Origin of the sequence: Burkholderia sp. Ac-20353, assembly GCF_017104785.1 — a bacterium.
Classification (GTDB): domain Bacteria; phylum Pseudomonadota; class Gammaproteobacteria; order Burkholderiales; family Burkholderiaceae; genus Burkholderia.
Map to the genome: position 1 here is coordinate 74284 of NZ_JAAGPL010000010.1, position 25674 is coordinate 99957.

Consider the following 25674-nt stretch of genomic DNA (forward strand, 5'->3'; position numbering starts at 1 on the left):
GAATCTCTCAGTGCGCATCCGGCGGCGGCGCGCTCAACGAAATGGGTTTGGAGAACATCACCGCGACCAGCGCGACGACGAAACACAGCGACAGCGCATAGAACGTATCGGCATAGGTGAGCGTCAACGCTTCGCGATAGATGAGGTGATGCAGGTTCGCGAGCCCGGCCTGCGCGGCGTTCAGCGTGTCGCCGGCGACGGTCAGCCAGTGCGCGGCCTGCTGGTCGAGCAGCGACTCGATCTGCGGCTGGCCGGCCGTCACGTGCTCGTTCAGCCGCAGGTAATGGAAGTTCAGCCGGTCGTTGAGCATCGTCGCGCTAACAGCGATGCCGATCGCGCCGCCGAGGTTGCGCATCAGGTTGAACAGGCCGCTCGCTGATTTGAGCCGCGACTGCGGCAGCGAGCCGAGCGACATCGTGACGATCGGCGGCACGCTGAACTGCTGGCCGATCCCGCGCAGCGCCTGCGGCAGCAGCAGCTCCTGCCAGCCCCAGTCGTGCGTGATCGGCGTGTACAGGTAGCAGCCGAGGCCGAAGCAGACGAGCCCGAACACGAGCAGCACGCGCATGCTGACGAAGCGCGTGGCGATCGCATACGCGCCGAGCGCGAGCATCTGGAACGCGCCGACCGACAACAGCGCGATGCCGATCTGCAGCGAATTGAAGCCGCGCACCTGCGCGAGGAACAGCGGCGTCAGGAACACCGTCACGAAAATCCCGATGCCCGTCACGAACGACAGCAGGCTGCCGATCCCGAAGTTGCGGACCGCGAGCGCACGCAGATCGACGATCGGATCCTTCGCGGTCAGCGCGTGCACGATGAACAGGAAGCCGCAGATTCCGGAGATCCACGCGCACCCGACGATCACGTGATCGCTGAACCAGTTCTTGCGCGGGCCTTCTTCCAGCACGTATTCGAGGCAGCCGAGGAAGCCGGACATCAACACGATGCCGAGATAGTCGCCGCGCTTGAGCAGGCTGAGATCGGGCGTGTCGATGTGCACGTAGCGCGGCACCAGCGCGGCGACGACGATGCCGGGCACGAGGTTCAGGTAGAACAGCCAGTGCCACGACCACTGATCGGTGATCCAGCCACCGATCACGGGCCCGATCGCGGGGGCGAGCGACGCGAGCGCGCCGATCGTCGTCGACGCGACCAGCCGCTGCTTGCCGGGGAACAGCACGAACGCGGTCGTGAACACGGTCGGGATCATCGCGGCGCCGAGCGCGCCCTGTAACCCGCGAAACAGGATCATCGAGTTGATGTCCCATGCGAGGCCGCACAGCATGCTCGTGATCGTGAAGCCGACCGCCGATGCGACGAACAGCCAGCGCGTCGACAGCACTTTCGACAGCCAGCCCGACATCGGGATCACGATGATTTCCGCGATCAGGTACGCGGTCTGCACCCAGGACAGCTCGTCCTGGCTCGCGGACAGGCCGCCGCCGATGTCGCGCAGCGACGATGCGACGATCTGGATGTCGAGCGTTGCCATGAAGAACCCGACGCACATCAGCGCGAACGCGAATACGCGCTGCTTGATCGGTTGCGACGCGGGGTCGCCGGAGAAAGCAGTGGTCATCGTCGGCTCCGCGTCAGTTCGTGCGATCGGTATGCACGGTCACGACCGCGGACAGGCCGGGGCGCAGCACGTTTTCGAGGCCCGGCTGCGGATCGAGATGCACGCGCACCGGCACGCGCTGCACGATCTTCGTGAAGTTGCCGGTTGCGTTCTCGGGCGGCAGCACGCTGAAGGTCGCGCCGGTTGCGGGCGCGAGGCTGTCGACGCGGCCGTGCAGGGTAGCGCTCGATGCGTCGAGCGACACGTCGACGCGGTCGCCCGCGCGCATCTTCTTCAACTGGTCTTCCTTGAAGTTCGCGTCGATCCACAGGCCCTGCGCGGGCACGATCGTCAGCAGCGGCACGCCGACGTTCGCGAGCATCCCGACCCGGCCCGTGCGGTTGCCGACGAAGCCGTCGACGGGCGAGCGGATCGTCGTGTATTCGACGTTGAGCGCCGCGACTTTCTGCGCGGCAAGCGCGGTGTTCACGCGCGCCCGGGCGTCGACGAGCTGTGCGCCAAGCACGTCGAGCTGCCGTTTCGCGGCGAGCAGCGCGGCATCGCTGCGGTCGACTGCCGCGCTCGCCTTCGAGTAATCGGCGTCGGCGCGCTCGACGATCTGGTTCGATACCGCGTCGGACTTCACGAGTTCGCGGTAACGCACCCGGTCGGATGCCGCGCGGGTCAGTTCGGCCGCCGACGCGCTTTTCTCCGCGGTGTTCTGGCCGATCACCGCGTTCTGCAGCTGCTGTTTCGCGTCGAGCTCGGCCACCGCGGCGCGCGCGCTGTCGACTTCCGCCGTCGCCTGCGCGAGCTTCGCGTCGTAGTCGCGCGCGTCGAGCCGCACCAGCACGTCGCCGGCCTTTACGCGCTGGTTGTCGGTCACGAGGATCTCGTCGACGAAGCCGTTCACCTTCGGCGCGAGCACCGTGACGTTGCCGCCGACGTACGCATCGTCGGTGCTTTGCTCGAAGCGCAGCACGAGATCCCAATAGAGCGCCGCGGACGCGACCACCGCGACCACGGCCAGCACGGCAACCCCCATCCATGGCACGCGGCGGCGTTGCCGCACGACGTGCTCGACGGGAGCCGCCTCTCGGGAAACGGAAGTCTGGGTCGTATCCATCGATTCACCTATGTATATGCACTTATTGAAACGATCGACGCGCCGCGCCGATCGGGGAATTGCTTCAGCGCTCCGGAATGTTGTGCGTGATCCGGAACAGTTCGTCTCTGAGGCGCGCGGCTTCCGACGGCCCGAAGCGCCGTTCGAACGCCTCCTGCGCGGCCAGCCAGTGCGTGTGCGCGTGCGCGATCTTCGTTTCGCCTTCGCCGGTCAGCGCGTACGTCAGCCGCCGGCCGTTGCCGTCGTAGCGGCCCGCGACGAGCGCCGCGCCGACGAGCGGCTTGAGCGCGCGCAAGAGGGCGGTGCGTTCGATCACCAGCACGGCCGACAGCGCCGCCATCGTCAGGCCCGGGCGGTCGCGCAGCAACGCGAGGATGCTGTACTGCGACGCGGTGACGCCCGCGTGCGACAGGTAGCGCTCGTAGAACTGCGAGATCCGCCGTGCGGCCTGCCGGACAGCGAAACAGTCGTCATCGGTGAGCGTGTACTTGTGCATGTGCACATACTAGTGGGCACGGCGGGAGGAAGCGATGCGCGGGGCGTGATCAGATTGGTGCGGCGGGTGTAACAATAGCCGGATCAAAGCCGACGGAATACCAGACTGGCATTGACACCCCCAAAACCAAAGCCATTGGAGATCGCATATTCCGTCGATATCCTGCGGGCCGATCCGCCGACAATGTCGATGCCTTCCGCCGCCGAATCAGGTTGTGTCAAGTTGAGCGTAGGAGGCGCGAGCTGATCGCGCAGCGCGAGTACCGTGAAAATGGCTTCCACGCCGCCGGCTGCCCCGAGCAAATGTCCTGTCGACGCTTTGGTGGCGGATACGGCGGGACCTCGACCCGTTCCAAACACCGCCTTGATGGCCGCCAGCTCACTGATGTCACCGACGGGCGTGGACGTCGCATGGGCGTTCAAATGCCCGATCAGCATGGGTTCAAGATTCGCCTGACGGATTGCCAGTTCCATCGCGCGTTGTCCGCCGGCACCATCTTCGGGCGGAGACGTCATATGGTGTGCGTCGGCGCTCGTGCCATAACCGAGCACTTCGGCAATCGGCGTGGCGCCTCGCTGCAACGCGTGCTCCAGGTCTTCTATCACGAGCATGCCGGCGCCCTCTCCCATGACGAAGCCGTCGCGCCCGACATCGAACGGGCGGGACGCCTGCGCGGGATGATCATTGAATCCCGTGGACATCGTTCTTGCCGCGGCGAACGCCCCCAGGCTGACGCGATCGATGCAGGCCTCCGCTCCACCACACACGGCGATGTCGGCTTCGCCAGCCCGGATCAGGCGCGCTGCGTCGCCAATGGCCTGTGCGCTGGCCGCGCAGGCAGTAACCGGTGCGCCCAGGGGGCCACGAAAGCCATGGCGGATGGAGATATGGCCAGCTGCCATATTGGCCAGGAAACTGGGAACGGTGAAAGGAGACAGCCGCCTTGGCCCGCGGTTATCAGTGATCCTGACGGCCTCCGCAATCGCACCGAACCCGCCCACGCCAGACGCCACGATGGTTGCCGTTCTTTGACGAGCGCTTTCAGTGTCAGGTTGCCACCCGGATTGATTCAAAGCCTCTTGTGCGGCGGCCAGCGCAAACAGGCTGAACCGGTCCATCTTCTTCTGGTCCTTGGGTTCTACTGCGAGGGCAGGATCGAATCCCCATGGACAGTCTGACGTCAACAAGGGGACGACGCCACCGACCTTCGATGCGATCCCTTCCGTGAGGTCGTCAGGCAAACCGGCCAGGCCCGAATGCCCGTTCAGGAGACGGCTCCATACGGATTCAACCCCGCATCCCAACGGCGAAACCATACCCATGCCCGTCACGACAATACGTCTCGTATTCAAACCATGCTCCCCTTTTGACAGATGAAGACGGGCAGCCCGCGATTGGCACAACGCGCCATCGGGCAGCCATCGAAAAGTTCAGGAACTGCGGAATTTTCGAGTCAGTATAGGCAGGGGGGTAGCAAGAAATTGGCACATCACGCCAATCAATATGCAAAGTGCGCCATAATGAGCGAATCATGAACCCGTCCCGGCAAAGTCCCCTCACTGTTTCCGCTCACTTCCTGCACGGGATGCTGCGCGCTGTTCGCACGCGTCACGGAGAAGACGTGGCGGCACAGGTACTCGCGAGCGCCGCCATCCCGCAGTCCCTTCTCAATCAGCCCGATGCACGAATAACACGCCAGCAATACGTCGCGCTGTACAGGGCTGTCGCGGCGACGCTCGATGACGAGATGCTGGGACTATGGTCCCGGCCGATCCGGGGTGGCACGTTAAAGTACCTGATGCTCAGCCTGCTGGACGCGCCTACGGTGTTGGTCGCGTTCAATCGTTTTGTTCGTTTCTGGAATTTGCTGCTGGATGACTACCGATTGCAGATTTCAACGAAGAACGATCTGGTGCGGTTAGCGCTGGTGGAAAGGGCGCCTGGCACGCCGGTCACGCCACTTGGACATGAGTTGATGATGAAGCTGGCTCACGGCATAGCATCCTGGCTGCTTGGCAGGGAGCTCGCCCTGAACCGGGTCGAGTTCAGTTTTGCGAGGCCGAGGCACGTCGAAGACTATGCGTTTCTGTTCCCCGGCGCAGTGCACTTTGATTCCGCGATGACGAGCATTCATTTCTCGTACCAGGATTGTGCCGAGCTGTTCAAGCGCGAAAAGCACGAGCTATGGGCATTCCTGAAAGGTGCGCCTGGAGACTGGACATTCAGCGTATTTCATCGCGGCTCCATTGTGGCCAAAACGCGCGAGCATCTTGAGCGGAATATTGCGCAGCCGCTAACGATACAGGGGCTCGCACAGGCATTGCATACCTCCGTACGCACGCTCAACCGCAGGTTTGCGGAAGAGGGCACACATTTCCAGCAGGTGAAAGACGGACTGCGACGGGATATCGCAGTCGATCGGCTGACAAACTCGAACACGAGCGTGGCAGTGCTGGCGTTTGATCTCGGTTTTTCCGATGCCACCGGTTTTTGTCGCGCATTCAAACACTGGACTGGAAGTAGTCCTACGGACTATCGCAAGGACACGCGTCAGGGTGAGTGACTAGAGGGCGTCAAGTCGGACGATAGTTTCAACGACTTTGAAGCCCGTGTCGAACGGATGGAACTGGCGAACCCGGACCGACCAAGGTCGTGCCGTCTCGTTCGAGGCCGCGGACGCGGTCGGCTGATGTTGACCCGAGACGGCCGTTGCTCACCCTTGAGCGAACGACCGATACAGATCTACACGCGGTCAACGGCTCCTAAAGATCGCGCAGAAACCCGATCACCGCGGCGTTGACGAGGTCCGGGGCCTCTTGTTGAAGCCAGTGACCCGCTCGCTGAATGATTTGGGAATCTCGCAGGTTGGGCACAAGCTTCCGCATGTCGCCGATGATTTCGTGCATGCCTGGAATCGCTAGCCCGGTGTCGTATTCCCCGACTAGATAAAGGGCGGGAGTTTGGACCGGCAGGCCATTGAAGGCTGCCTGCAATTCCCAATTACGGTCGAGATTGCGGTAATAGTTCAGCCCACCGCGAAACCCCGACGCCTCGTATGCCCGCACAAAAGCGTCGAAGTCGGCCTTATCGAGCCATGTGGGTGGCGACGCAGGTTCAGGCAACGCGCCGAGGAGTCCCGCCTGCCGCGCAACGAGTCCGAAAGGATTGGGTGTTTTCTGGTCGCGCGGGCCGGCGTCCCCTGACGCCCAGAAATAAAGCTTACGCAGTGTAGCGGCAACGTCGAGCTCGAGTTCGCTCTCGGCTTGCCCCGGTTGAGAAAAGTAATGCGTGTAAAACCACGTTTGTTCAGTTTGCGGAAATAACCGGCTCGGCGCGATCGGGGCTCGGCCCATCATGGGAACCCCGAGCGCCACGACGGCGCGAAAGCGGTCGGGGCGCAACAGCGCGGCCTGCCACGCAATGGTTGCGCCCCAGTCATTTCCCACCACGACAGCATTTGTTTCTCCGAGCGCGTCCATGATCCCGACGAGGTCACCGATGATGTCGAGCGTCGTATACCGCCCTGGTTCAATCGGACAATCGCTGAGTCCGAAGCCCCGCAGATCCGGTGCGACTGCGCGAAACCCTGCATTCGACAAGCCCGCCAATTGGTGTCGCCACGCGTACGACGTCTCAGGAAACCCATGAAGAAGCAGGACTAGCGGCCCCGCTCCTTGGGCGGCGACGCTCAGGCGGACGCCATTGGTTTCGATGAAGGACTGAGTAAATGCGTACACGATCGCGCTCCGATGGTTGCCTAAAGTCACGCGAAATCGTAACATCAAATGTCACGAATGGCTTGCTTCAAAAAACATGCAACGAGATACACGGCTGGCCCGGCTTCTTCACGTACTCATACACATGCACCTGCGCGGCGGCACAACCACCTCCGAGACGATCGCGCAAATGCTACACACTCAGCCGTCGGTGGTTCGACGCACGATGGCTGCGCTGCGTGCGGCCGGTTATGTAGAGTCGATCGTCGGACCGGGGGGAGGCTGGGCTCTCTGTCGTGAACTCGGCGATCTCACCGTGCGTGACATATATGCTGCTATAGCACCTAAGAGCGCATTCGCAATCGGTACGGCGGATGACAATCCGGCCTGCCCGGTGGAGTCAGCAGTCAACCGGTTCCTCGACGATGCACTGAGTTCGGCAGAGGACGAATTGCTCCGGCGTTTCGCGAAAATGCGTCTTTCCGGCATAGCACGGTACGTGAAGGTGCCGAAGGCCTAACGAACGTCCCTTTTGGCGCGGTGGCAGTCGTCTGTCTGTAGGCCGAGTACGACCGCTTCTTGCCGAACCCGGAAGCCCGGCGCTGAGTGCCAGTCGCGCGCTGCAGCATCAGCCGCCAACTTCGGCAACCGAACCGGCACAGGCTGTCGAGTTTCCCGAAAGCGGCCCGTCATTCACCTGCGAGGCCATCGTTTCCATACTGGGCAACGAGCGCGTACCACAACGCATAAATTTCCCGCATTCCAGGATCGTGGTCGCTGGTCCATACCGCCGTCTGGACGAGTACGAGCTTCGAGCTCGGGTCAACGATGATTCTTTGACCGTCCATACCCTGCAGCGCAAACATGCGCCGCTCGCCCGGCAACAGCCAGACCTGATACCCGTAACCGAATATCGGGTTGGCCTTGCCCGGAGCCAGGAAATCGTCGCCGGCGGCAACGCTTGTGGCCTGCAACACCCAATCTCGCGGGACGATTTGCTGACCGTTCCACCGGCCGTCATAGGCGAGCATCAATCCGAGCCTTGCCCAGTCACGCAGTGTGGCGCTCACGCAGCAATAGGTAATGTTCTGCCCGGTCGCATCGCGTCCCCACGATGCATCCGACTCCATGCCCATTTTCTTCCAGATGCGCTCGCTCGCGTATTGCGCGACAGACATATGTGTCGCATGGCTCAACACGAGTCCAAGCACCTCCGTTTCGATGCTCGCGTAACTGAAATGCGTGCCGGGTGCATGTTCACGTTTATCGAATTGCTTGACGGCATCAATGGCGCCTCGCCCGCGCGGATCAAAAAGAGCGAGGCCCAACTTGTCCCGGTCGTCACCGGGATTGTCGTCTTCGAAGAAACGGACGCCGGAAGACATGTGCAGCAGATCCCGAATCGAAGTCTGTCCGTACGGATTTTCTGCGAGCTCCGGCACATAGACATCCGCGAGATCGTCTATCGAGCGAATCGCGCCTTCAGATATTGCAATGCCGATCAGCATGCCGACTATCGTTTTCGCCATCGATTGCGACATGAACCGGTGTGAATCTTTGCGGGCGTAGCGATAGTGCTCGTAAAGGATCGTGTCGCCGTGCGCGATCAGCAGGCCGGTCACCGGATTGCGATCGAGATAGTCATTGAGATTGCGATACTGCCCGCCGTACGGGTAGTTCAGCGTCAGTTCGCGCCCGGATGTCTTCAGTATCGACGGAGCGCCGGCCCGGGTAATTGGATCGACCAGACGAACCTTGTCGAAATGGGTGTAGTAGCCGACGAACTGCTTTTGTGTTCTCGCGTGGCCGGGCATGGGCAACGGGTAGTGATCCGCGGCGCCGTACGCGTCAGCCGCATATCCAGTGTCGGAGAACACCGGGTTCGGCTGTGCGACGGCACAAGCCAAAATCAGAACGCCACCAACGGCAATTTTTTTGACACTGCGCAGCATAGGCAAACTCCTCTTGATCGGGGGGCTGCAGCTACCTTCAGGTCACTGCTCAACGATCGGTTTGCGATGTCGTTGACGGATCATGTGTTTCGATTCATTACACCGCTTCCGCTCCGTGTCCGGTGATGCGAGCACAATGACGTTCCACGAACGCTTCTCATCGCAAAACGAACGTTTACCAGGCGCCGCGCGTGGGAGCAGCATAGGACACAAGGTGAAGTACGTTCCCGTCGACGTGGTTTGTGCAATAACGCCTCTCAATATTCCAAGGTATGGAACGATGACGGACCTGAGCGAATTCTTGGCAGAAGCCACTGCCAGTGGCTCGATTGCCCAAACTTCGCCACGCTCGATTACAGCGGTTTCTCGACGAATTCGCCGACGAAATTTGAATTGAACGGCAGGACGTGTTGCTACAAGGTTCATCGACAGAGTCAGTCGCGGACCCGGCCGGACAGAGCAAAGACAAGCCCGGCCAAAGCGCAGACAATCGTCGTTCGAGCCGCTTGTGTCATTCTCGGGTAGCCCGGCGGGCGAGCGTCGCTCGCGCACGTCGCCAACCCGTGCCTGCCGGTGAATTCAGGAAACGAACCCGATGAAAGCATCACATTCGATCAGAGCGGCCACCTCCGCGGACGCCGCGCGTATCGCGGTACTGGGCGCGCACGTATGGATCCACACCTACGCGACGACGGGCGTGTCCGACATCATCGCGCAATATGTGCTCGCGACTTTCACGCCGCAGCGCGTCCTCGCGATGTTGAACGACCCGGACATCATCGTGCTGGTTGCCGAAGCGGATGCCAGTCTGGTCGGCTACGTTGTGATGCGCTTCGGTTCGCTCCATGCGGACGTTGCCACCGAGATCGAGACGCTCTACGTCCAGCAAGCGTTCGCGGGGCGTGGAATCGGCGCGGCGTTGCTGGATCGCGCCAGGGAAATCGCGGCGGCGAGAACCGGAAGCCGGGCAATCTGGCTCCTCGTCAACGCGCAGAACCGGAACGCGATTTCCTTTTATCATCGGCAAGGCCTGAAGCAGGACGGAATCGCGTACTTCGAACTCGGCGGCACGAAGCACGAGAACAACGTGTTGATTGCGCGAGATTGACGCGCGTCCGGAATCCGTACGCTTCGATGTCGATGGATCCCTTGGCAACCTGTCCGGCTGATGCCGGTGGCGCAATCCTGGAGTTCGATGATGACCCGTTTTCTCGATCCGCAAACCGTTCACGAACCGGTTGGCGCGTATTCACATACCGTCTCGATTCCGGCGGGCACGGAAATGGTGTTCCTGTCGGGGCAAGTCGGCGTGCGGCCTGACGGCTCGATACCCGAGACGTTCGCGGAGCAGGCTGACTGGGTGTTCAAAAACATCCGGGCATGTGTCGAGGCGCACGGGCTCGCCATGGATGCGATCGTCAAGCTCACGTGCTTCGTATTGTCAGGGCAGGACATGAACGTATTCCGCGAGGTTCGGCAGCAGTATCTGGGGCATCACCGTCCCGCGTCGACTGTCGTCTACGTGCCGCAACTGGTCGGTCCGTCGTTTCTTGTCGAAGTCGAGGCCGTCGCAGTCAAGGCCGGACACGCGACAGACGAACGCTGAGTCCGCGCTGCGCCGGCGCGAGCCGAGCCGAGCCGCACCGAGCCGAGCCGCACCGAGCCGAGCCGAGCCCGCCTATCGATCGTCAGCGCCGCTCACCCCGAAATCAAGCGGCGCGGCAACGATCTCCGCGGCGTCCCCGCGCTCGTCATACGCGACCGCATAGTCGATGAACGCCTTGACCTTCGCCGGCAGCAGCGCGCGGTTCGCATACGCGAGCTTGATCTCGACGAACGCGTCGACGAGATCGGCGTCCGCGAGCAGCTGCACGAGCGTGCCCGACGCCAGCTCCCGTTCGACGAGCGCTTTCGGCACGACGCCGATCCCGAAATGGCGCAGCACCATCTCGCGGTTGAAGACGGGGCTGTTCGACGACACGTCGCAGCGGTACGGCACGGTCAGCGTGTCGCCGTCGCTGCGGAACGCGAGCGCCGCGCGCCGCAGCGACGGCGACAGCGGCACGAACAGATGGTCGGCCAGCTCGGCCGGGGTGTCTGGGCGGCCGTGCGTGCGCAGGTAGTCGGGCGTCGCGACGATCACGACGGGGATCCGTTCGAGCAGCCGCACGACGGTCGATTCGGTGGTCAGCATGTACGGCACGACGATGCCGATGTCGTAGCCTTCGCCGACGAGATCGACCGGGCGCTCGGTCAGCGTGACGTCGAGGCGGACTTTCGGATACGCGGCCTTGAACCCCGCGATCAGCGGCACGAGCCGGTTCAGCGCGACGGTCGTATGCGCGACGAGCCGCAGCAGGCCGTCCGGCTCGCGCGTGTGCGTGATGGCCTCCGCTTCGAGCGAGTCGAGTTCGTCGAGCAACGCCGCGCAGCGTTCGTAGATCCGCTCGGCTGTTTCGGTGAGCGTGACCTGCCGCGTCGTCCGATGCAGCAGGCGGCTGCCGAAACGCGCTTCGAGGTCGGCAATTGCACGCGACACGACCGGGCGTGCGAGACCGTGGATGTCGGCGGCGCGGGTGAAGCTGCGCTGCTCCACCACCGACCGGAAAATCCGCAGCTTGTCGATGTAGTCCATGTGCGTGTCCTCGGGTTCGAACGCGGAGCGGTGAGGCAGGGGAGCGGGGTGGCCGTCGGCGGCGCGCGATGCTCCGGCCCCGGATGCATGCAGCGATACGCCCGGCCGCTGCCAGCCGATACGGCGGAGTATACGTTGACTTTATGCATATGCACATATAAATTGCAGTTCATGGACGATATTCAGATTGGTGGTGCGTGCAATTGCTTCGCGCTGCGTCAGGCGACGCGATTCGTCACGCAAATCTACGAACGCCACTTGAGCCCGCTCGGCGTAACGCCGGCGCAGTTCTCGATCATGGTGACCCTGTCGCGCCGGCCGGACGTGCTGATGAGCGAGCTCGCCGATGCGCTGGTGATGGACCGCACGACGCTGCTGCGCGCGCTCAAGCCGCTGCAGCGCGACGGGCTCGTCGCGACGGGCATATCCGAGCGTGATACGCGCGCGCATGCGCTGAACCTGACGAAGCAGGGCGTGCGCACGTTCGGTCGAGCGAAGCACGCATGGCAGGCTGCGCAGGACGAGTTCGAGACGCAGTTCGGCGAGGGCCGCGCGAAGGCGCTGCGCGACGAGTTGTTCAGTTTGACGGGGAAGCGCTAGAAGGGCGGGTCGTGCACGTTGTTTCGTGGTCGTGTTTGCGATCCTGACGAGTCTTGAAAGTCCGGCCTGTAGCCCCCGCGACATGCTGCACAAGCCTTTTGTAATACAATTGACGGCGCCCCTCCCGCCGTCCCGCACAGTCCCGTTGAGGCGGCCAACAAATCCAACAACGCCTCCGCTGGACCGGTCGAATGAGCAACGACACGTCAACCGTAACGACCTGCCCGATCCGCAAGCGTCTGGCCTTCCGCCGCAAATACTGGCAGCTCCCGGATACCGGCCTGAACACCTGGCTGGAAATTCAGCGCGATCCTTTGAAGTGGCTGGCCGACACGCATCGGGCCTCGCCCGATTTCGCGAGCCTGCGGATGGGGCCGAAGCGGCTCTGGTGCATATTTCATCCGGAGGCGATCCATGATCTGATGGTCTCCCATCGGGCCGACCTGCAACGTTGGGAACCCAGCCTGTGCATCATGCGCCAGTGGAACGGCACCAGCTTCATGATGAAGGAAGGCGAAGCGGCACGTCGTCAGCGCAAGACGGTGCGTCCGCATATTCAGTCGCCTGCCGTACCGGAGATTCAGCGCATCGCCCGACACTGGTCGGCGCATATCGTGCCGGGCCAGGTGATCGATCTGGATCTGGAAATGGCTGCCTACAGCGTCACGCTGGCCGGCCATGCATTGTTCGATATCGATCTTGCTCCGAACGCGGTATCCATCGCGAAAGCCGTGCGTATCCTGTCGCGCGTCGCACTGCTCGAAGTCAGCACGGGGCTGCCGCTCGGTCACTGGTTTCCCAGCAAGCTTTGCCCGCGCAAGCGTTGGGCTCTGCGCGTGATGCGTTCGCAGATCGAGCAGGTCGCAAAGGAATCGCAACACCCGTTGGTCATGCATCGCGACGATCTCGCCACGCTGCTGATGGCGTCGCACCAGGCCACCGGCGCGACGCTGGCTTGGGCGCAATTGCTGCTGGCCCAGCATCCCGATGTGCTGGCCGCGCTCCGCAAGGAACTCGCGACGATCGACTGGTCCGACGTGAAGCAATTGCAGGATCTGCGTCGGGCTCCGTTGCTGCGCGCGGTGATTCAGGAAACGCTGCGCCTGTATCCGCCGGCTTATGCGCTGGTGCCGCGCCGGCTGTCGCGCTCGATGACCGTGTCGGGAACACCGCTCGCGCGCGGCGATATCGTGATGATTTCCAGCTGGATCACGCATCGCGACGCGCGTTGGTTTCCCGAGCCCGATGCGTTCCGGCCCGAGCGATTCATGGAAACTCCGACCTGGCCGCAGGGGGCATATTTTCCATTTGGCGTCGGTGATCGCGCTTGTCCCGGTACCGGAATGGCGATGATGGACCTGGCCGTATCGCTGGCTTACTGGATCGAGCACTGGGACATCACGATCGTGGGGCCGGTGACGCCGCAAGGCTGGTTCTCCCTTCGCCCCCAGAATGCCCGGGTGCGCGTTGAACCGCGCACGGGTGTCAATCGCGAGCGGGATGAGACTCCGCCTCACTAGCTGTTCGGCCTGATCCCGTGACCGCGGCGGCCGCCTCCCGATACGCACTCGGCGTCTGCCCGGCCCAGCGCCGGAACGCACGCGTGAAGTTCGCCGGATCGGTGAATTGCAGCCGCTCGGCGATCGTCTTCAGATCGAGATCCGACGCCGCGAGTAACTGCGTTGCGTCCCGGAACCGGGCTTCGTCGAGCAACTGCCGATAGCTCGAACCGGCTTCCTCCAGACGGCGCCGCAGCGTGCGCGTCGACACGAGCAGCGCATCTGCGAGCGTTTCCGGCCCCGGATACGCGCCCGCCGTGCGCGCCAGCTCCGCGCGCACGCGCTCGACGAGATCCCCTTCGTCCTGACGCACCTGCGCGTATTCGCGCTCGACCTGCACGAGCGCTTGCCGGTGCGCGACTTCGTCGGCGAGCGGCAGCGGCCAGTCGAGCACGTCGTGCGCGATCCATAGCGCATTGGCGGCGCAACCGAATTCCACCGTCGGCAACTGGTCGCGATAACGCGCGAAATAGGCCGGCTCCGGCCACGCGAACCGCAGCGAGATGGCCGGCGATGCGCGCCCGGACCACTGCGAGATGTTCTGCGCGAGCCCCGTCAGCACGAATTCGAACATCACGTGATGCTGCAGCACCGGGCTCGCCTGCACGCCGTGCAGTTCGATCGTCGCGCCGCGTGCGTCCTCGTCATAGGTCAGACGGTACTGGCGGTTGCGCATCCGGAAGTAGCGGTGCGTGACCTGCAACGCTTCGCGGATGTCCCGCGCGGTCAGCGTCGCATAGCCGAGAAAGCCGTGCACGGTCGGCTTCAGTTGCAGCCCGAACGCAAGCCCGATGCCCGGATCGCCGCCCACCTCGATCGCGTTGAGCACGAGCCGCCCCCACTGCGACGGCGCGATGCGCGCATCGGGTTCGGCCAGCACCGCGTCGCGCAGGCCGGTGCCCGCCCGCCCCGCGGCGAGGTCGACGCCGCGCGCGGCCAGCGCCTGCAGCAGCAGGCGCGTATAGGCGACCGGAATCGTCGGCCGGCGCAGCCCGAGGCGGTCCTTGGCGAGAGGGGAGGTCATGTCGTATTGGCCGAAAATGACAAGCATTATGGCTGTTTGCCCCCTCACGTTCAAGGCGGCGCGCGGCCTACGATGACACGTATCGCTTACCGGCAGGACCATCATGACGACAACTTTCCCCCACCTGCTCGCGCCGCTCGATCTGGGCTTCACGACGCTGAAGAACCGCGTGCTGATGGGCTCGATGCACACGGGCCTCGAGGACAGCCGCAAGACGCTGCCGCGGCTCGCCGACTATTTCGCCGAACGCGCGCGCGGCGGCGTCGGCCTGATGGTCACCGGCGGCTTCGCGCCGAACGTGGCCGGCTGGACCAAGCCGTTCGGCGGCACACTGATGACGTCGGCCGGCGCGCGGCGGCACCGCGTGATCACCGACGCCGTGCACGCGGAGGACGGCAAGATCGCGTTGCAGATCCTGCATACGGGCCGCTACGGTTACCACCCGTTCGCGGTCGCACCGTCGAAGATCAAGTCGCCGATCTCGCCGTTCACGCCACACGAGCTGAGCGCGCGCGGCGTCGAGCGGCAGATTCGCGCGTTCGTGCGCTGCGCGCAGCTCGCGCGCGAGGCGGGCTATGACGGCGTCGAGATCATGGGCTCCGAGGGCTATCTGATCAACCAGTTCATCTCGCTGCATACCAACAAGCGCACCGACCAATGGGGCGGCTCGTATGAAAACCGCATCCGCCTGCCGATCGAGATCATCGAGCGCACGCGCGAGGCGGTCGGCTGCGATTTCATCCTGATCTACCGGCTGTCGATGCTCGACCTGATCCCGGACGGCAGCGACTGGAACGAAACCGTGCAGCTCGCGAAGGCCGTCGAGCGCGCGGGCGCGACGATCATCAACACGGGGATCGGCTGGCACGAGGCGCGCGTACCGACGATCGCGACGTCGGTGCCGCGCGGCGCGTTCGCGTGGGTGACGAAGAAGATGAAGGGCGAGGTCGGCATTCCGCTCGTGACGACCAACCGGATCAACCGGCCTGAAGTCGCCGAGCAGATTCTCGCGGACGGCTGCGCGGACATGGTGTCGATGGCGCGTCCGCTGCTCGCCGATGCCGAATTCGTGATCAAGGCCGCGCAGGGCCGCGCGGACGAGATCAATACCTGCATCGGCTGCAACCAGGCGTGCCTGGATCACGCGTTCAAGAACCGGATCGCGTCGTGCCTGCTGAACCCGCGCGCGTGCCACGAGACGGAGCTGAAGTACGCGCCGGCGCAGCAACCGAAGCGCATCGCGGTGGTCGGTGCGGGGCCAGCCGGGCTCGCGTGCTCGACCGTGCTCGCGCAGCGCGGCCATCACGTCGACCTGTTCGACGGGGCATCCGAGATCGGCGGCCAGTTCAACATGGCGAAGCAGATTCCCGGCAAGGAGGAATTCCACGAAGCGCTGCGCTATTTCGGCCGCCAGGTCGAACTGACCGGCGTGAAGCTCCACCTGAACCGGCGCGTCGACGCGAGCGACCTGATCGCGGGCGGCTACGACGAGATCGTGCTCGCGACCGGCGTGTCGCCGCGCGACCCGAAGATTCCCGGTCAGGACGGGCCGAATGTGCTCAGCTATATCGACGTGCTCGCGGGCAAGCGGCCGGTTGGCAAGCGGGTCGCGGTGGTCGGCGCAGGCGGGATCGGCTTCGACGTCGCGGAATTCCTCGTGCAGGACGGTGTGTCGCCGGCGCTCGATCTCGACGAATGGAAGGCGGAATGGGGCGTGACCGATCCGGCCGCGACGCGCGGCGGCGTGACGCGCGCGCAGGCGACGCCGCCGGCGCGCGAGGTGACGCTGCTGCAGCGCAAGGCCGCGCCGCTCGGCAAGGGGCTCGGCAAGACGACCGGCTGGATTCACCGCGCGACGCTGAAGATGAAGCAGGTGAAGATGATCGGCGGCGCGAACTACGAACGGATCGATGCGCGCGGGCTGTACGTATCGTACGGAGAGAAGCGCACCGACCCGGAGCTGATCGAGGTCGACACGATCGTGCTGTGCGCGGGCCAGGAACCGCAGCGCGCATTGGTCGAGCCGCTGCAGGCGGCGGGGCGGCCCGTGCACCTGATCGGCGGCGCGGAGCTGGCCTCCGAACTCGATGCGAAGCGCGCGATCGACCAGGGTGCGCGGCTGGCGGCGCGGCTGTAATGCGTGCGCCGCTCGCATTGGCATCGCCGCGTCGCGCGGCAGTCGCCTACGCGCGACGCAGCGATGCCATCGCGACCGGCGCTGATCATCCAGTTTCGCTCAGGCGGCTTCGGCTTGCTCCGCCGCTTCCGCGTCGAGCATCGCCTTCACGATCAGATAGACGGCCGGCAGGTCGTCGTCGTCGCGGCGCCAGTCGACCGCCTCTTCGACGTCCGCAGCCAGCAGACGGCTGTCGCGTAGCCGGATGAACGCGTCGATCACCGTCGGATCGTTCCGGTTAAGAAATCCCGTATTGGAGAACGCCAGTTCCTCGACGTCGAGCAGCGCTTGCCAGCTCATCGTGCGCACTGCGGCCGGGTGCGTGCGTCGGCGCAGGCCGAGCGCCCGCTGGGCGGGGGCGCCGACGACGCGCTGCAAGTCGACGACCGCCCGCTGCGCGGCGCGCTCGAAGTGGACGGGATTGAAGCCGGGTTGCTCGGGATCGAAAGCGGATGACTGGAACATGGTCGCCTCACAAGGTCCGTCCGTCGAAGGTGACGGAAATCGGGTCATATGGTCAAAAGCACTGTAAATATATACAGTGATTCGGATGGTTTCAAGTCCCGGATGAAGAGAATGTTTGGGTGAGCGGCTGGTTCACACCGATGCGGCGATGGTTTCCCGCAGCCACCGGTGGGCCGGATCGCGGTGCGAGCGCTCGTGCCAAAGCATCGACATCTCGTAGCCGGGCACCTCGACGGGCGCGTCGACGATCCGCAGCGCGGGCGCGTCACGCACGAGGCGCTCGGGCAGCATCGCGACGAGGTCGGTGTTCGCGATGGCCGACATCACGAACAGGAAATGCGGCACCGACAGCACGACGCGGCGCGCGGCGCCGCATTTCGCGAGCGCTTCATCGGTCGCGCCGGCAAAACCGCCGCCGTCGGGCGACACGATCACGTGCTCGAGCGCGCCGAATTGCGCGAGGGTAGGCCGGCGCCTGAGCTTTGGATGCCCGGCGCGGCCGACGAGCACATAGCGTTCGACGAACAGCGGCAGACGCCGCATGCCCGCCGGCGAACCTTCGGTCGTGTGAAACGCGAGGTCGATCTCGCTGTGTTCCGCCTGTTTCTCGATGCGAGGCGGCGCGAGTTCGACGACCGCGAGCCGCGTGCCGGGCGCAGCGGACCGCAGTGTGCGCAGCGCCGGCAGCACGATCGTCGATTCGCCGTAGTCGGTGGCAGCGACGCTCCAGGTGTTCGTCGCGATCGCGGGATCGAACGGCGTCGCAGGCAGCACCGCGCGCTCGACCGCTTCGAGCGCTTCCCGCAGCGGCTCGCGCAGCGCTTCGGCGCGCGCGGTCGGCCGCATCCCGCGCGGGCCGGGCAGCAGCAGCGGATCCCCGAACACGTCGCGCAGCTTCTGCAACTGCACGCTGACAGACGGCTGCGACACGTTCAGTTTCTCGGCGGCGCGCGTGACGTTGTGCTCGGACAGCAGTACGTCGAGCGTGACGAGCAGGTTCAGGTCCAGACGTCGGAGATTAGTCATGGCTATAGCTGGAATATCAGAGATTCATTTCCAATATACCTGTCGATTCGGCATCCTGCTGACATTCAAGCAACGGAGTGCCCGATCATGAATGTTCTTGTCGTCTACGCCCATCCCGAGCCGCGCTCGCTGAACGGCGCGCTGCGGGATTTCGCCGTGCAACGTCTCGAAGCAGCCGGCCATTCGGTGCAGGTGTCGGACCTGTACGCGATGAACTGGAAAGCGACGCTCGACGCGGACGACGTGACGGATCGTCACGAGGAAGCGCGTTTCGATCCGTCGCTCGACTCGAAGCGCGCGTTCGAGCAAGGTACGCAACGCGACGACATCGCGCGCGAACAGGCGAAGCTGAAGTGGGCCGATGCGGTGATCCTGCAGTTTCCGATGTGGTGGTTCTCGATGCCGGCGATCATGAAGGGCTGGGTCGAGCGCGTGTATGCGTACGGCTTTGCGTACGGGGTCGGCGAGCACTCGGACGCGCACTGGGGCAACCGGTATGGCGAAGGGTCGCTCGCGGGCAAGCGCGCGATGGTGCTCGTCACGACGGGCGGCTGGGAATCGCACTACAGCCCGCGCGGCATCAACGGCGCGATCGACGACGTGCTGTTCCCGATCCAGCACGGGATTCTGTTTTACCCGGGCTTCGACGTGCTGCCGCCGTTCGTGATCTACCGGTCCGGAAAAATGGATGATGCGCGGTTCGCGCAGACGCGCGATGCGCTCGGCGAGCGCCTGGACAGTCTGTGGGAGACGCCGCCGATTCCGTTCCGGCGGCAGAATTTCGGCGATTACGAGATTCCGGCGCTGACGTTGAAGGCGGAGATCGTGCCGGAGAAGGTGGGGTTCGCGGCGCATGTGGAGACAGCGGGGCGCTGAAACCCGCGTCGCGAACGCTCGCGGCCGTCCGACGACTGCCGCGTTGCACCGCTCGCTTACCGATCGTCTTCCCGAATCGACGAAGGATGCCGGCACAGCGCCCGCACCTCGACATCCATATACGGAAACAGCGGCAACTGGCTCAACAGGTCATGCAGCTGCTGCACACTCTCGACGTCGAAGATGCTGACGTTCGCATACCGCCCTGCGATCCGCCACAGATGCCGCCAGACCCCTTCGTGCATCAGCCGCTGGCACATCGCCTTCTCTTCGGCCTTCAGCGTCGCCGCCTTGACCGGATCCATGTCGGCCGGCAGATGGACGGTCATTTCCACATGAAACAGCATCACACGCTCCTTGCGTTATGTTTTTCTGCGAAGTCCGTCACGCCTGTGCGCGCACGCGTTCGACTTCGCTCTCAGGCACGTTCGCGCGATCCTTGAGCAGCGTGAAGTCGAAGTCGATCAGCGCAAACTGTCCGTCGACGCCATACGGCTGGCCTTGCGCGCCTTCGGCCTGCTTGATCTTCGGAATCAGCCCTTCGCGCGTCGCGAATGCGAAGTCGTCCCAGATGTGCGGATCGCCTTCGATGTTGATCTGCGTCGTCAGCTTACGATAACCGTCCGCGGAAACGAAGAAGTGGATGTGCGCGGGACGATGGCCGTGACGGCCGAGCTGGTCGAGCAGCTGCTCGGTCTTGCTGCCCGGCGGCACGCTGTAGCCGACCGGCAGCACGCTGCGGAAGCTGTAGCGGCCTTCGGCATCGGTGCGGATCGAGCGGCGCAGGTTGAACGCGGGCTGCGATTGATCGAAGTACGAATAGTTGCCGAGATGGTTCGCGTGCCACACTTCGACGAGCGCGTTCGCGAGCGGCGCGCCGTCGTCGCCGAGCACCTGGCCGCGCATCACGAGCGTCTGGCCCGGATCGGTGCCGTCGTCGAGCCGCGCGAAGCCGACCGATTCCGGCGCACCGGCCACATACAGCGGGCCTTCGATCGTGCGCGGCGTGCCGCCGTGGAAGCCGGCTTTCGCTTCGGCTTCGTCCATCCGCACGTCGAGGAAGCGCTCGAAGCCGAGGCCCGCGGCGATCAGGCCGAACTCCCTGCCGGCTTCGTTCAGGTAGTTGAGCGCAGTCCAGAACTCGCTCGGCTGCACGTCGAAATCCTCGATCGTGTAGCACAGGTCCTTCACGATCCGGTTGACGATCGCGCGCACGCGCGGGTTGCCGGGCTTCTCAGCCGCATCGTCGAAGGTCTTCAGCAGCGCGTCGATGGCGTCCTTGTTCATGCGTGTCTCCAATATCGGGTGTCGTGTGGGGAATCAGCGGGCGTCGCGTCGCATCCGCTCGATGCGGGCCCAGTCGAAGGTGATGCCGAGGCCGGGCGCAGCCGGCAGGTGCAGCTTGAAATCCTGGTAACGCAGCGGCTCGACGAGGATTTCCTCGGTGAGCAGCAGCGGGCCGAACAGCTCGGTGCCCCATTGCAGCGAACCGAACGTGCTGAACAGTTGCGCGGACGCCATCGTGCCGGCCGCGCCTTCGAGCATCGTGCCGCCGTACAGGCCGATGCCGGCCGCCGCCGCGATCGCCGCGACGCTCGCCGCGCCCTGCAGGCCGCCCGACTGCGCGATTTTCACCGCGAACACATCGGCCGCGCGGTCCTGCGCGAGCGCGAATGCGTCGACGGCGCCGTGCAGCGCCTCGTCGGCCATGATCGGAATCTGCGCGAGCTGCGTGAGGCGCTTCAGGCCCGCGCGGTTGGTCGCGGCGATCGGCTGTTCGACGAGGCTCACGCCGGCCTCCGCGAGACGCGGGCCGGCCCAGATCGCGTCGGCTTCGGTCCACGCCTGGTTCACGTCGATCCGCACGTCGCCGTGCTCGCCGAGCGCGCGCTTGATCGCGATCACGTGCGCGACGTCGTCGGCCACCGCGTTCGAGCCGATCTTCAGCTTGAACGCGCGATGGCGGCGCGCGTCGAGCATCGCCTCGGCTTCCGCGATGTCGCGCTGCGTGTCGCCGCTCGCGAGCGTCCATGCGACGTCCACCGCGTCGGTCGTGCGGCCGCCGAACAGCTCGGACAGCGGTACGCCGAGGCGGCGCGCCTGCGCGTCGAACAGCGCGGTTTCGAGCGCGCACTTCGCGAAGCGGTTGCCCTGGAACAGCTTGCGCACGCGCGCCATCGCGGCGCCCGGGCGGGTCGCGTCCATGCCCTGCAACAGCGGCGCGAAATAGGTGTCGATGTTGACCTTGATGCTTTCCGGACTTTCCTCGCCGTACGCGAGGCCACCGATCGTCGTGCCCTCGCCGACGCCTTCGATACCGTCCGAGCATCGAATGCGGACCAGCACGAGGGTCTGGCAATTCATCGTGGCGACCGACAGCTTGTGCGGGCGGATCGTCGGCACATCGACGAGCAGCGTCTCGACGCGGTCGATGGTGGCGGCAGTTGCTATCATGCGATTCCTCCTGTTGGTGCACATGGTAGGAAGATCCGCCCGGCGGCGTCCAACACTCTTTCCGACTACTTCCATACTTTCGAGGTATGCAATGGAATTGCGTCAGCTCCGGTATTTCATTGCCGTCGCCGAGGAAATGAACATTACGCGGGCCGCGGAGCGCCTGCACATGACGCAGCCGCCGCTGAGCCGCCAGTTGCAGGCGATCGAGGACGAAATCGGCCTGCCGCTGTTCGAGCGCGGCGCGCGGCCGCTGAAGCTGACCGAGGCGGGGCGGGTGTTCTATGCGCAGGCGAAGCGGCTCGTCGACCAGGCCGACGAGCTCGGCCCGCTGACGCGGCGGCTCGCGCAGATGTCGGAGCGGATCGTGATCGGCTTCGTGCCGTCGACGCTGTATGGCGCGCTGCCGGACGTGATCCGTGCATTCCGCGAGGCGCAGCCGGGCGTCGAGCTGTCGCTGATCGAAATGTTCACGCTCGAGCAGCTCGGCGCGCTGAAAGGCGGGCGGATCGATGTCGGCTTCGGTCGGCTGCGGTTCGATGACGACCAGCTCGTGCGCGAGGCGCTGATCGAGGAAAAGCTGATCGCGGCGCTGCCGGTCGGGCATCCGCTCGCCGATCCGGACCGGCCGCTCACGCTGGCCGACGTCGCGGGCGAGACGCTGATCGTCTATCCGAGCACGCCGCGGCCGAGTTTTGCGGACCAGCAGTTGTCCGCGTTGCGCGACGGCGGCCTCGCGCCGGCCGCCGTGCACGAGGTGCGCGAGCTGCAGACGGCGCTCGGGCTGGTGGCCGCGGAGGTCGGCGTGTCGCTGGTGCCGGAAAGCGTCGAAGGTGTGCGGGTGAAGGGTGTCGTCTACCGACGGTTGCCGGAACCGGTCGCGACGTCGCCGATCATCATGAGCCGCCGCGTGCATGACGAAAGCCCCGCGACGGCGGCGTTCTGCGCGATCGCCCGCGCGATGATCGCGCCGGCGGGCTGACGCTGGCTTTGGCGCTAGAGATTGCAACTAACGGTCGAGCCCGAGCCCCCACGCTGACGTGGCGCTGCCGCGTCAGCGCTTCCCTTCAAGCGTCTCCGACGGCAATTCCCCGAACGTCTCCCGATACGCGATAGCAAAGCGTCCGAGGTGCATGAAGCCGCAATCGAGTGCGATGTCCGCAATCCGCCGCTCGGTGTCCGCAGCGCGCAGCAGTTCGCGCGCGTGCTCGAGCCGCGTGTGGCGCAGGTATTGCATCGGGCTCATCGCGCGAAACTGCATGAACGCGTCGCGCAGCGTGCGCTCCGGCACGCCGGCCGCGCGGACGATATCGGCGAGCTGCAGCGGCTGCGCGTAGTGGGCGGCGACGAATTCCTGCGCGCGCCGCACGAAGCCCGGCGCGGGGTCGTGGCGCGACGCGGGCACGGCCGATGGCGGATGCCCTTCGATCAGCAGGTCGATCAGCAGGTGTTCGAGTTGCGATGCGACGCGCGGATTCGCGTTCGCGCGTTCGAGCAGGTCCGGCGAGCCCGCGACCAGCATCAGCTGCTGGCGCCATGCGGCGAGCGCCGCGTCGCTCACGCGCAGCACGGGGTCGAGCGTCGCGCGCGGATCGCCGGTCAGTGCGCCGACGGTGGCCGCGTCGATGCGCAGCACGAACTGCTCGCAGTCGGCGGACAGCTGCGCGTCGAAGCGCTCGCCAGGTGCGCACAGGATGCCGGTCTGCGCGTCGACGCCGATCTGCCGGCCCATCGCCCGCACGTTGGCTTGCCCCGACAGGCAGAACATCAGCAGGTAATAGCCGTCGACCGCATCGACCTGCACGCGCATCGCGTCGCCGAACGCGATCGTGCCGATCCCGAGCCCGCCGATCCGCACGAAATCCATATGCGACGCGCCGTGCACGCGGCCGCTCGGCTGCAGCGCGTGCGGCTGCATCACGCGCGAGATCCGCTCGCGCGTCTCGTCGAGATCGCGGGATTCGAACAGCCGGTGCGCACGCAGCGCGAACGGCTCGAACGACGTTGGGGACATGGGCATCAGCCTGTTCTTGGACGCGCGCTTCGGTCTCGCGAATGGGGCGGGATCGCGCGCCGGCGTCATGTGTGCCGCCATCCTAGCGCAGAAACCTGCCGGAAGTGGATACTGCGCTGCCGCAATTGCAGATTCCGGATAGACGGCGAATTTTAGCTTTTCAAAAATCGGCTCCATCAGAACTACCCAACCGGATCGACAAGGAGTCCGACATGGAGCAGACCGAATCGCCAGTCCTGTTTGCGGCGCGCGACGACGCGTCCGACGTGACGTTTCCGCACGAAGACGGCTCGCGCGTGCCGTACAAGGTGTTCAGCTCGCGCGCCGTCTACGACCGCGAGCAGGAACGCATCTTCCGCGGCCCGACATGGAACTTCGTCGCGCTGGAAGCGGAGATCCCGAACCCCGGCGACTTCAAGAGCACGTTCGTCGGCGACACGCCCGTCGTCGTCACGCGCGCCGAGGACGGCGCACTCGCCGCGTGGGTGAACCGCTGCGCGCACCGCGGCGCGCAGGTGTGCCGCAAGGCGCGCGGCAATGCCACGTCGCACACGTGCGTCTATCACCAGTGGAGCTTCGACAACACGGGCAACCTGCTCGGCGTGCCGTTCCGGCGCGGCCAGAAGGGGATGACCGGGATGCCGGCCGATTTCGATCCGAAGCAGCACGGGCTGCGCAAGCTGCGCGTCGACAGCTATCGCGGCCTCGTGTTCGCGACCTTCAGCGACGACGTCGCGCCGCTGCCCGACTATCTCGGCGAGCAGATGCGCCCGTGGATCGACCGGATCTTCCACAAGCCGATCGAGTATCTCGGCTGCACGCGCCAGTACTCGAAGTCGAACTGGAAGCTGTACATGGAGAACGTGAAGGATCCGTATCACGCGAGCATGCTGCATCTGTTCCATACGACCTTCAACATCTTCCGCGTCGGCATGAAGGCGCGTTCGATTCCGGATGCGAACCACGGGCTGCACAGCATCATTACCGTGACGAAGACCGGCGACGACACGTCGGCGGCCTACAAGCAGCAGAACATCCGCTCGTTCGATGAAGGCTTTCATCTGGAGGACGAATCGATACTCGATCTCGTGTCCGAATACGACGAGGACTGCACGAACCACATCCAGCCGATCTTCCCGCAGCTCGTGATCCAGCAGATCCACAACACGCTGGTCGCGCGGCAGATCCTGCCGAAGGGGCCCGACAACTTCGAGCTGATCTTCCATTTCTTCGGCTACACGGACGACACGCCCGAGCTGCGCGAGCTGCGCATCAAGCAGGCGAACCTCGTCGGGCCGGCTGGCTATATCTCGATGGAAGACACCGAGGCGACCGAACTCGTGCAGCGCGGCACGGTGCGCGACGGCGACGCGACGTCGGTGATCGAGATGTCGCGCGGCAATCCGGACCAGCAGGACACGGTGATCACCGAAAGCCTGATCCGCAAGTTCTGGGTCGGCTACCAGAAGCTGATGGGCTATTGATGCGGGAGCGCGCAATGATGGAAAACCTGACGGAAGACATGAAGACGTGGTTCGAGATCTACATGCTGCAGAACCGCTACATCGGCCATCTCGACAACAACCGGCTCGAGCAGTGGCCGGAAATGTTCACCGAAGACTGCCGGTACGAGATCGTGCCGAAGGAAAACGCCGACCTCGGGCTGCCGGTCGGGATCGTGTACTGCACGAACCAGCGGATGCTGCGCGACCGCGTCGTGTCGCTGCGGCACGCGAACATTTACGAAGAGCACACGTACCGGCACATGACGTCGGGGCTGACGATCGTCGCGGCGCGTGACGGCGAGATCGACACCGAAAGCAATTACGTGGTTGTGCAGACGCGCAGCAACGGCGAATCGAACGTCTACCAGGCCGGCAAGTACTACGACACGGTCGTGCGCACGCCCGACGGCCTGCGCTACAAGGCCAAGCGCGTGATCTACGACACGTCGCGCGTGCAGACGCTGCTGGCCACCCCGATCTGAGTGTGAG

25 protein-coding genes are annotated in these 25674 nt (G+C 64.6%); 11 read left to right on the forward strand and 14 right to left on the reverse strand.

Annotated elements, in window-relative coordinates; genetic code table 11:
• Nucleotides 1-7 precede the first annotated feature (7 nt).
• From G3N94_RS04740 to fabF, 4 genes are all read right to left on the reverse strand, one after another.
• Nucleotides 8-1582 (reverse strand): DHA2 family efflux MFS transporter permease subunit, encoded by a 1575-nt coding sequence (locus G3N94_RS04740; RefSeq protein ID WP_205790937.1) that lies wholly within the window; start codon nucleotides 1580-1582, stop codon nucleotides 8-10.
• A 13-nt stretch (nucleotides 1583-1595) separates the two neighbouring features.
• On the reverse strand, nucleotides 1596-2687 hold the full coding sequence (locus G3N94_RS04745) for an HlyD family secretion protein (protein ID WP_205790938.1): 1092 nt from the start codon (nucleotides 2685-2687) through the stop codon (nucleotides 1596-1598).
• A gap of 64 nt (nucleotides 2688-2751) precedes the next feature.
• The gene (locus G3N94_RS04750; protein WP_124603676.1) at nucleotides 2752-3183 is read right to left on the reverse strand and encodes a MarR family winged helix-turn-helix transcriptional regulator; all 432 of its coding nucleotides are present in this window, start codon (nucleotides 3181-3183) and stop codon (nucleotides 2752-2754) included.
• 83 nt (nucleotides 3184-3266) lie between these two features.
• Nucleotides 3267-4535: a beta-ketoacyl-ACP synthase II gene (fabF, locus tag G3N94_RS04755; RefSeq protein WP_205790939.1), complete on the reverse strand. Its 1269-nt coding sequence runs from the start codon at nucleotides 4533-4535 to the stop codon at nucleotides 3267-3269.
• Nucleotides 4536-4714: 179 nt separating this feature from the next.
• Between fabF and G3N94_RS04760 the strand changes: the two genes are divergently transcribed.
• Nucleotides 4715-5746 (forward strand): AraC family transcriptional regulator, encoded by a 1032-nt coding sequence (locus tag G3N94_RS04760; protein WP_205790940.1) that lies wholly within the window; start codon nucleotides 4715-4717, stop codon nucleotides 5744-5746.
• Between the two features lie 199 nt (nucleotides 5747-5945).
• Here G3N94_RS04760 and G3N94_RS04765 read toward each other — a convergent pair whose 3' ends face one another.
• Nucleotides 5946-6920 carry an alpha/beta hydrolase gene (locus tag G3N94_RS04765; RefSeq protein WP_346778647.1) on the reverse strand — a complete coding sequence of 325 codons (975 nt, stop codon included), beginning with the start codon at nucleotides 6918-6920 and terminating at the stop codon, nucleotides 5946-5948.
• A gap of 76 nt (nucleotides 6921-6996) precedes the next feature.
• Between G3N94_RS04765 and G3N94_RS04770 the strand changes: the two genes are divergently transcribed.
• The gene (locus G3N94_RS04770; RefSeq protein ID WP_205790942.1) at nucleotides 6997-7419 is read left to right on the forward strand and encodes an Rrf2 family transcriptional regulator; all 423 of its coding nucleotides are present in this window, start codon (nucleotides 6997-6999) and stop codon (nucleotides 7417-7419) included.
• Nucleotides 7420-7588: 169 nt separating this feature from the next.
• On the opposite strand, the gene G3N94_RS04775 is transcribed toward G3N94_RS04770, so the two are convergent.
• Nucleotides 7589-8851 carry a serine hydrolase gene (locus G3N94_RS04775; protein WP_205790943.1) on the reverse strand — a complete coding sequence of 421 codons (1263 nt, stop codon included), beginning with the start codon at nucleotides 8849-8851 and terminating at the stop codon, nucleotides 7589-7591.
• Between the two features lie 595 nt (nucleotides 8852-9446).
• On the opposite strand from G3N94_RS04775, the gene G3N94_RS04780 reads away from it, so the two are divergent.
• The gene (locus G3N94_RS04780) at nucleotides 9447-9959 is read left to right on the forward strand and encodes an N-acetyltransferase (RefSeq protein WP_205790944.1); all 513 of its coding nucleotides are present in this window, start codon (nucleotides 9447-9449) and stop codon (nucleotides 9957-9959) included.
• A gap of 87 nt (nucleotides 9960-10046) precedes the next feature.
• Nucleotides 10047-10457: a RidA family protein gene (locus G3N94_RS04785; RefSeq protein WP_205790945.1), complete on the forward strand. Its 411-nt coding sequence runs from the start codon at nucleotides 10047-10049 to the stop codon at nucleotides 10455-10457.
• A gap of 72 nt (nucleotides 10458-10529) precedes the next feature.
• Here the strand turns inward: G3N94_RS04785 and G3N94_RS04790 are convergent, their stop codons facing one another.
• Entirely contained in the window at nucleotides 10530-11486 is a 957-nt protein-coding gene (locus G3N94_RS04790) for a LysR family transcriptional regulator (protein WP_205790946.1), read from the reverse strand.
• Between the two features lie 171 nt (nucleotides 11487-11657).
• Here G3N94_RS04790 and G3N94_RS04795 point away from each other — a divergent pair, with 171 nt between their 5' ends.
• Nucleotides 11658-12086, forward strand: a complete 429-nt coding sequence (locus G3N94_RS04795) for a MarR family winged helix-turn-helix transcriptional regulator (protein WP_205790947.1) — start codon at nucleotides 11658-11660, stop codon at nucleotides 12084-12086.
• 191 nt (nucleotides 12087-12277) lie between these two features.
• Nucleotides 12278-13606: a cytochrome P450 gene (locus tag G3N94_RS04800; RefSeq protein ID WP_241021591.1), complete on the forward strand. Its 1329-nt coding sequence runs from the start codon at nucleotides 12278-12280 to the stop codon at nucleotides 13604-13606.
• Here the strand turns inward: G3N94_RS04800 and G3N94_RS04805 are convergent.
• Nucleotides 13572-14696, reverse strand: a complete 1125-nt coding sequence (locus G3N94_RS04805) for an AraC family transcriptional regulator (RefSeq protein WP_205790948.1) — start codon at nucleotides 14694-14696, stop codon at nucleotides 13572-13574. The two genes, G3N94_RS04800 and G3N94_RS04805, sit on opposite strands and share 35 nt — an antisense overlap.
• A 76-nt stretch (nucleotides 14697-14772) precedes the next feature.
• Between G3N94_RS04805 and G3N94_RS04810 the strand changes: the two genes are divergently transcribed.
• Complete coding sequence (locus G3N94_RS04810) at nucleotides 14773-16806, forward strand: NADPH-dependent 2,4-dienoyl-CoA reductase (protein ID WP_205790949.1); 2034 nt, start codon at nucleotides 14773-14775, stop codon at nucleotides 16804-16806.
• A 99-nt stretch (nucleotides 16807-16905) separates the two neighbouring features.
• On the opposite strand, the gene G3N94_RS04815 is transcribed toward G3N94_RS04810, so the two are convergent.
• Together G3N94_RS04815 and G3N94_RS04820 are read right to left on the reverse strand one after the other, a co-directional pair.
• Complete coding sequence (locus tag G3N94_RS04815; protein WP_205790950.1) at nucleotides 16906-17310, reverse strand: DUF2471 family protein; 405 nt, start codon at nucleotides 17308-17310, stop codon at nucleotides 16906-16908.
• A gap of 132 nt (nucleotides 17311-17442) precedes the next feature.
• Nucleotides 17443-18336 (reverse strand): LysR family transcriptional regulator, encoded by an 894-nt coding sequence (locus G3N94_RS04820; RefSeq protein WP_205790951.1) that lies wholly within the window; start codon nucleotides 18334-18336, stop codon nucleotides 17443-17445.
• Between the two features lie 87 nt (nucleotides 18337-18423).
• On the opposite strand from G3N94_RS04820, the gene G3N94_RS04825 reads away from it, so the two are divergent.
• On the forward strand, nucleotides 18424-19212 hold the full coding sequence (locus G3N94_RS04825) for an NAD(P)H-dependent oxidoreductase (RefSeq protein ID WP_205790952.1): 789 nt from the start codon (nucleotides 18424-18426) through the stop codon (nucleotides 19210-19212).
• Between the two features lie 56 nt (nucleotides 19213-19268).
• Here G3N94_RS04825 and catC read toward each other — a convergent pair whose 3' ends face one another.
• From catC to G3N94_RS04840, 3 genes are read right to left on the reverse strand one after another with little or no spacing between them, the layout of a single operon-like run.
• On the reverse strand, nucleotides 19269-19559 hold the full coding sequence (gene catC / locus G3N94_RS04830) for a muconolactone Delta-isomerase (RefSeq protein ID WP_124600434.1): 291 nt from the start codon (nucleotides 19557-19559) through the stop codon (nucleotides 19269-19271).
• 37 nt (nucleotides 19560-19596) lie between these two features.
• Nucleotides 19597-20499, reverse strand: coding sequence for a catechol 1,2-dioxygenase (gene catA / locus G3N94_RS04835; protein ID WP_205790953.1), 903 nt, complete (start codon nucleotides 20497-20499; stop codon nucleotides 19597-19599).
• Between the two features lie 33 nt (nucleotides 20500-20532).
• On the reverse strand, nucleotides 20533-21666 hold the full coding sequence (locus G3N94_RS04840; protein WP_205790954.1) for a muconate/chloromuconate family cycloisomerase: 1134 nt from the start codon (nucleotides 21664-21666) through the stop codon (nucleotides 20533-20535).
• 91 nt (nucleotides 21667-21757) lie between these two features.
• Here G3N94_RS04840 and G3N94_RS04845 point away from each other — a divergent pair, with 91 nt between their 5' ends.
• Nucleotides 21758-22648, forward strand: a complete 891-nt coding sequence (locus G3N94_RS04845; protein WP_205790955.1) for a LysR family transcriptional regulator — start codon at nucleotides 21758-21760, stop codon at nucleotides 22646-22648.
• Nucleotides 22649-22720: 72 nt separating this feature from the next.
• Here the strand turns inward: G3N94_RS04845 and andR are convergent, their stop codons facing one another.
• Nucleotides 22721-23680: an anthranilate 1,2-dioxygenase regulatory protein AndR gene (gene andR, locus G3N94_RS04850; RefSeq protein ID WP_205790956.1), complete on the reverse strand. Its 960-nt coding sequence runs from the start codon at nucleotides 23678-23680 to the stop codon at nucleotides 22721-22723.
• 212 nt (nucleotides 23681-23892) lie between these two features.
• Between andR and andAc the strand changes: the two genes are divergently transcribed.
• Nucleotides 23893-25164 (forward strand): anthranilate 1,2-dioxygenase large subunit AndAc, encoded by a 1272-nt coding sequence (gene andAc / locus G3N94_RS04855; RefSeq protein ID WP_205790957.1) that lies wholly within the window; start codon nucleotides 23893-23895, stop codon nucleotides 25162-25164.
• A gap of 14 nt (nucleotides 25165-25178) precedes the next feature.
• Nucleotides 25179-25667, forward strand: coding sequence for an anthranilate 1,2-dioxygenase small subunit AndAd (andAd, locus tag G3N94_RS04860; protein WP_205790958.1), 489 nt, complete (start codon nucleotides 25179-25181; stop codon nucleotides 25665-25667).
• The last annotated feature ends 7 nt before the right edge of the window (nucleotides 25668-25674 follow it).

Bases quoted from the DNA above. Each gene is read 5' to 3' on its own strand.
- G3N94_RS04740 (WP_205790937.1), bottom strand. From the start codon at position 1,582: ATGACCACTGCTTTCTCCGGCGACCCCGCGTCGCAACCGATCAAGCAG.
- G3N94_RS04745 (WP_205790938.1), bottom strand. From the start codon at position 2,687: ATGGATACGACCCAGACTTCCGTTTCCCGAGAGGCGGCTCCCGTCGAG.
- G3N94_RS04750 (WP_124603676.1), bottom strand. From the start codon at position 3,183: ATGCACAAGTACACGCTCACCGATGACGACTGTTTCGCTGTCCGGCAG.
- G3N94_RS04760 (WP_205790940.1), top strand. From the start codon at position 4,715: ATGAACCCGTCCCGGCAAAGTCCCCTCACTGTTTCCGCTCACTTCCTG.
- G3N94_RS04770 (WP_205790942.1), top strand. From the start codon at position 6,997: ATGCAACGAGATACACGGCTGGCCCGGCTTCTTCACGTACTCATACAC.
- G3N94_RS04775 (WP_205790943.1), bottom strand. From the start codon at position 8,851: ATGCTGCGCAGTGTCAAAAAAATTGCCGTTGGTGGCGTTCTGATTTTG.
- G3N94_RS04780 (WP_205790944.1), top strand. From the start codon at position 9,447: ATGAAAGCATCACATTCGATCAGAGCGGCCACCTCCGCGGACGCCGCG.
- G3N94_RS04785 (WP_205790945.1), top strand. From the start codon at position 10,047: ATGATGACCCGTTTTCTCGATCCGCAAACCGTTCACGAACCGGTTGGC.
- G3N94_RS04790 (WP_205790946.1), bottom strand. From the start codon at position 11,486: ATGGACTACATCGACAAGCTGCGGATTTTCCGGTCGGTGGTGGAGCAG.
- G3N94_RS04795 (WP_205790947.1), top strand. From the start codon at position 11,658: ATGGACGATATTCAGATTGGTGGTGCGTGCAATTGCTTCGCGCTGCGT.
- G3N94_RS04800 (WP_241021591.1), top strand. From the start codon at position 12,278: ATGAGCAACGACACGTCAACCGTAACGACCTGCCCGATCCGCAAGCGT.
- G3N94_RS04805 (WP_205790948.1), bottom strand. From the start codon at position 14,696: ATGCTTGTCATTTTCGGCCAATACGACATGACCTCCCCTCTCGCCAAG.
- G3N94_RS04810 (WP_205790949.1), top strand. From the start codon at position 14,773: ATGACGACAACTTTCCCCCACCTGCTCGCGCCGCTCGATCTGGGCTTC.
- G3N94_RS04815 (WP_205790950.1), bottom strand. From the start codon at position 17,310: ATGTTCCAGTCATCCGCTTTCGATCCCGAGCAACCCGGCTTCAATCCC.
- G3N94_RS04820 (WP_205790951.1), bottom strand. From the start codon at position 18,336: ATGACTAATCTCCGACGTCTGGACCTGAACCTGCTCGTCACGCTCGAC.
- G3N94_RS04825 (WP_205790952.1), top strand. From the start codon at position 18,424: ATGAATGTTCTTGTCGTCTACGCCCATCCCGAGCCGCGCTCGCTGAAC.
- catC (WP_124600434.1), bottom strand. From the start codon at position 19,559: ATGCTGTTTCATGTGGAAATGACCGTCCATCTGCCGGCCGACATGGAT.
- catA (WP_205790953.1), bottom strand. From the start codon at position 20,499: ATGAACAAGGACGCCATCGACGCGCTGCTGAAGACCTTCGACGATGCG.
- G3N94_RS04840 (WP_205790954.1), bottom strand. From the start codon at position 21,666: ATGATAGCAACTGCCGCCACCATCGACCGCGTCGAGACGCTGCTCGTC.
- G3N94_RS04845 (WP_205790955.1), top strand. From the start codon at position 21,758: ATGGAATTGCGTCAGCTCCGGTATTTCATTGCCGTCGCCGAGGAAATG.
- andR (WP_205790956.1), bottom strand. From the start codon at position 23,680: ATGTCCCCAACGTCGTTCGAGCCGTTCGCGCTGCGTGCGCACCGGCTG.
- andAc (WP_205790957.1), top strand. From the start codon at position 23,893: ATGGAGCAGACCGAATCGCCAGTCCTGTTTGCGGCGCGCGACGACGCG.
- andAd (WP_205790958.1), top strand. From the start codon at position 25,179: ATGATGGAAAACCTGACGGAAGACATGAAGACGTGGTTCGAGATCTAC.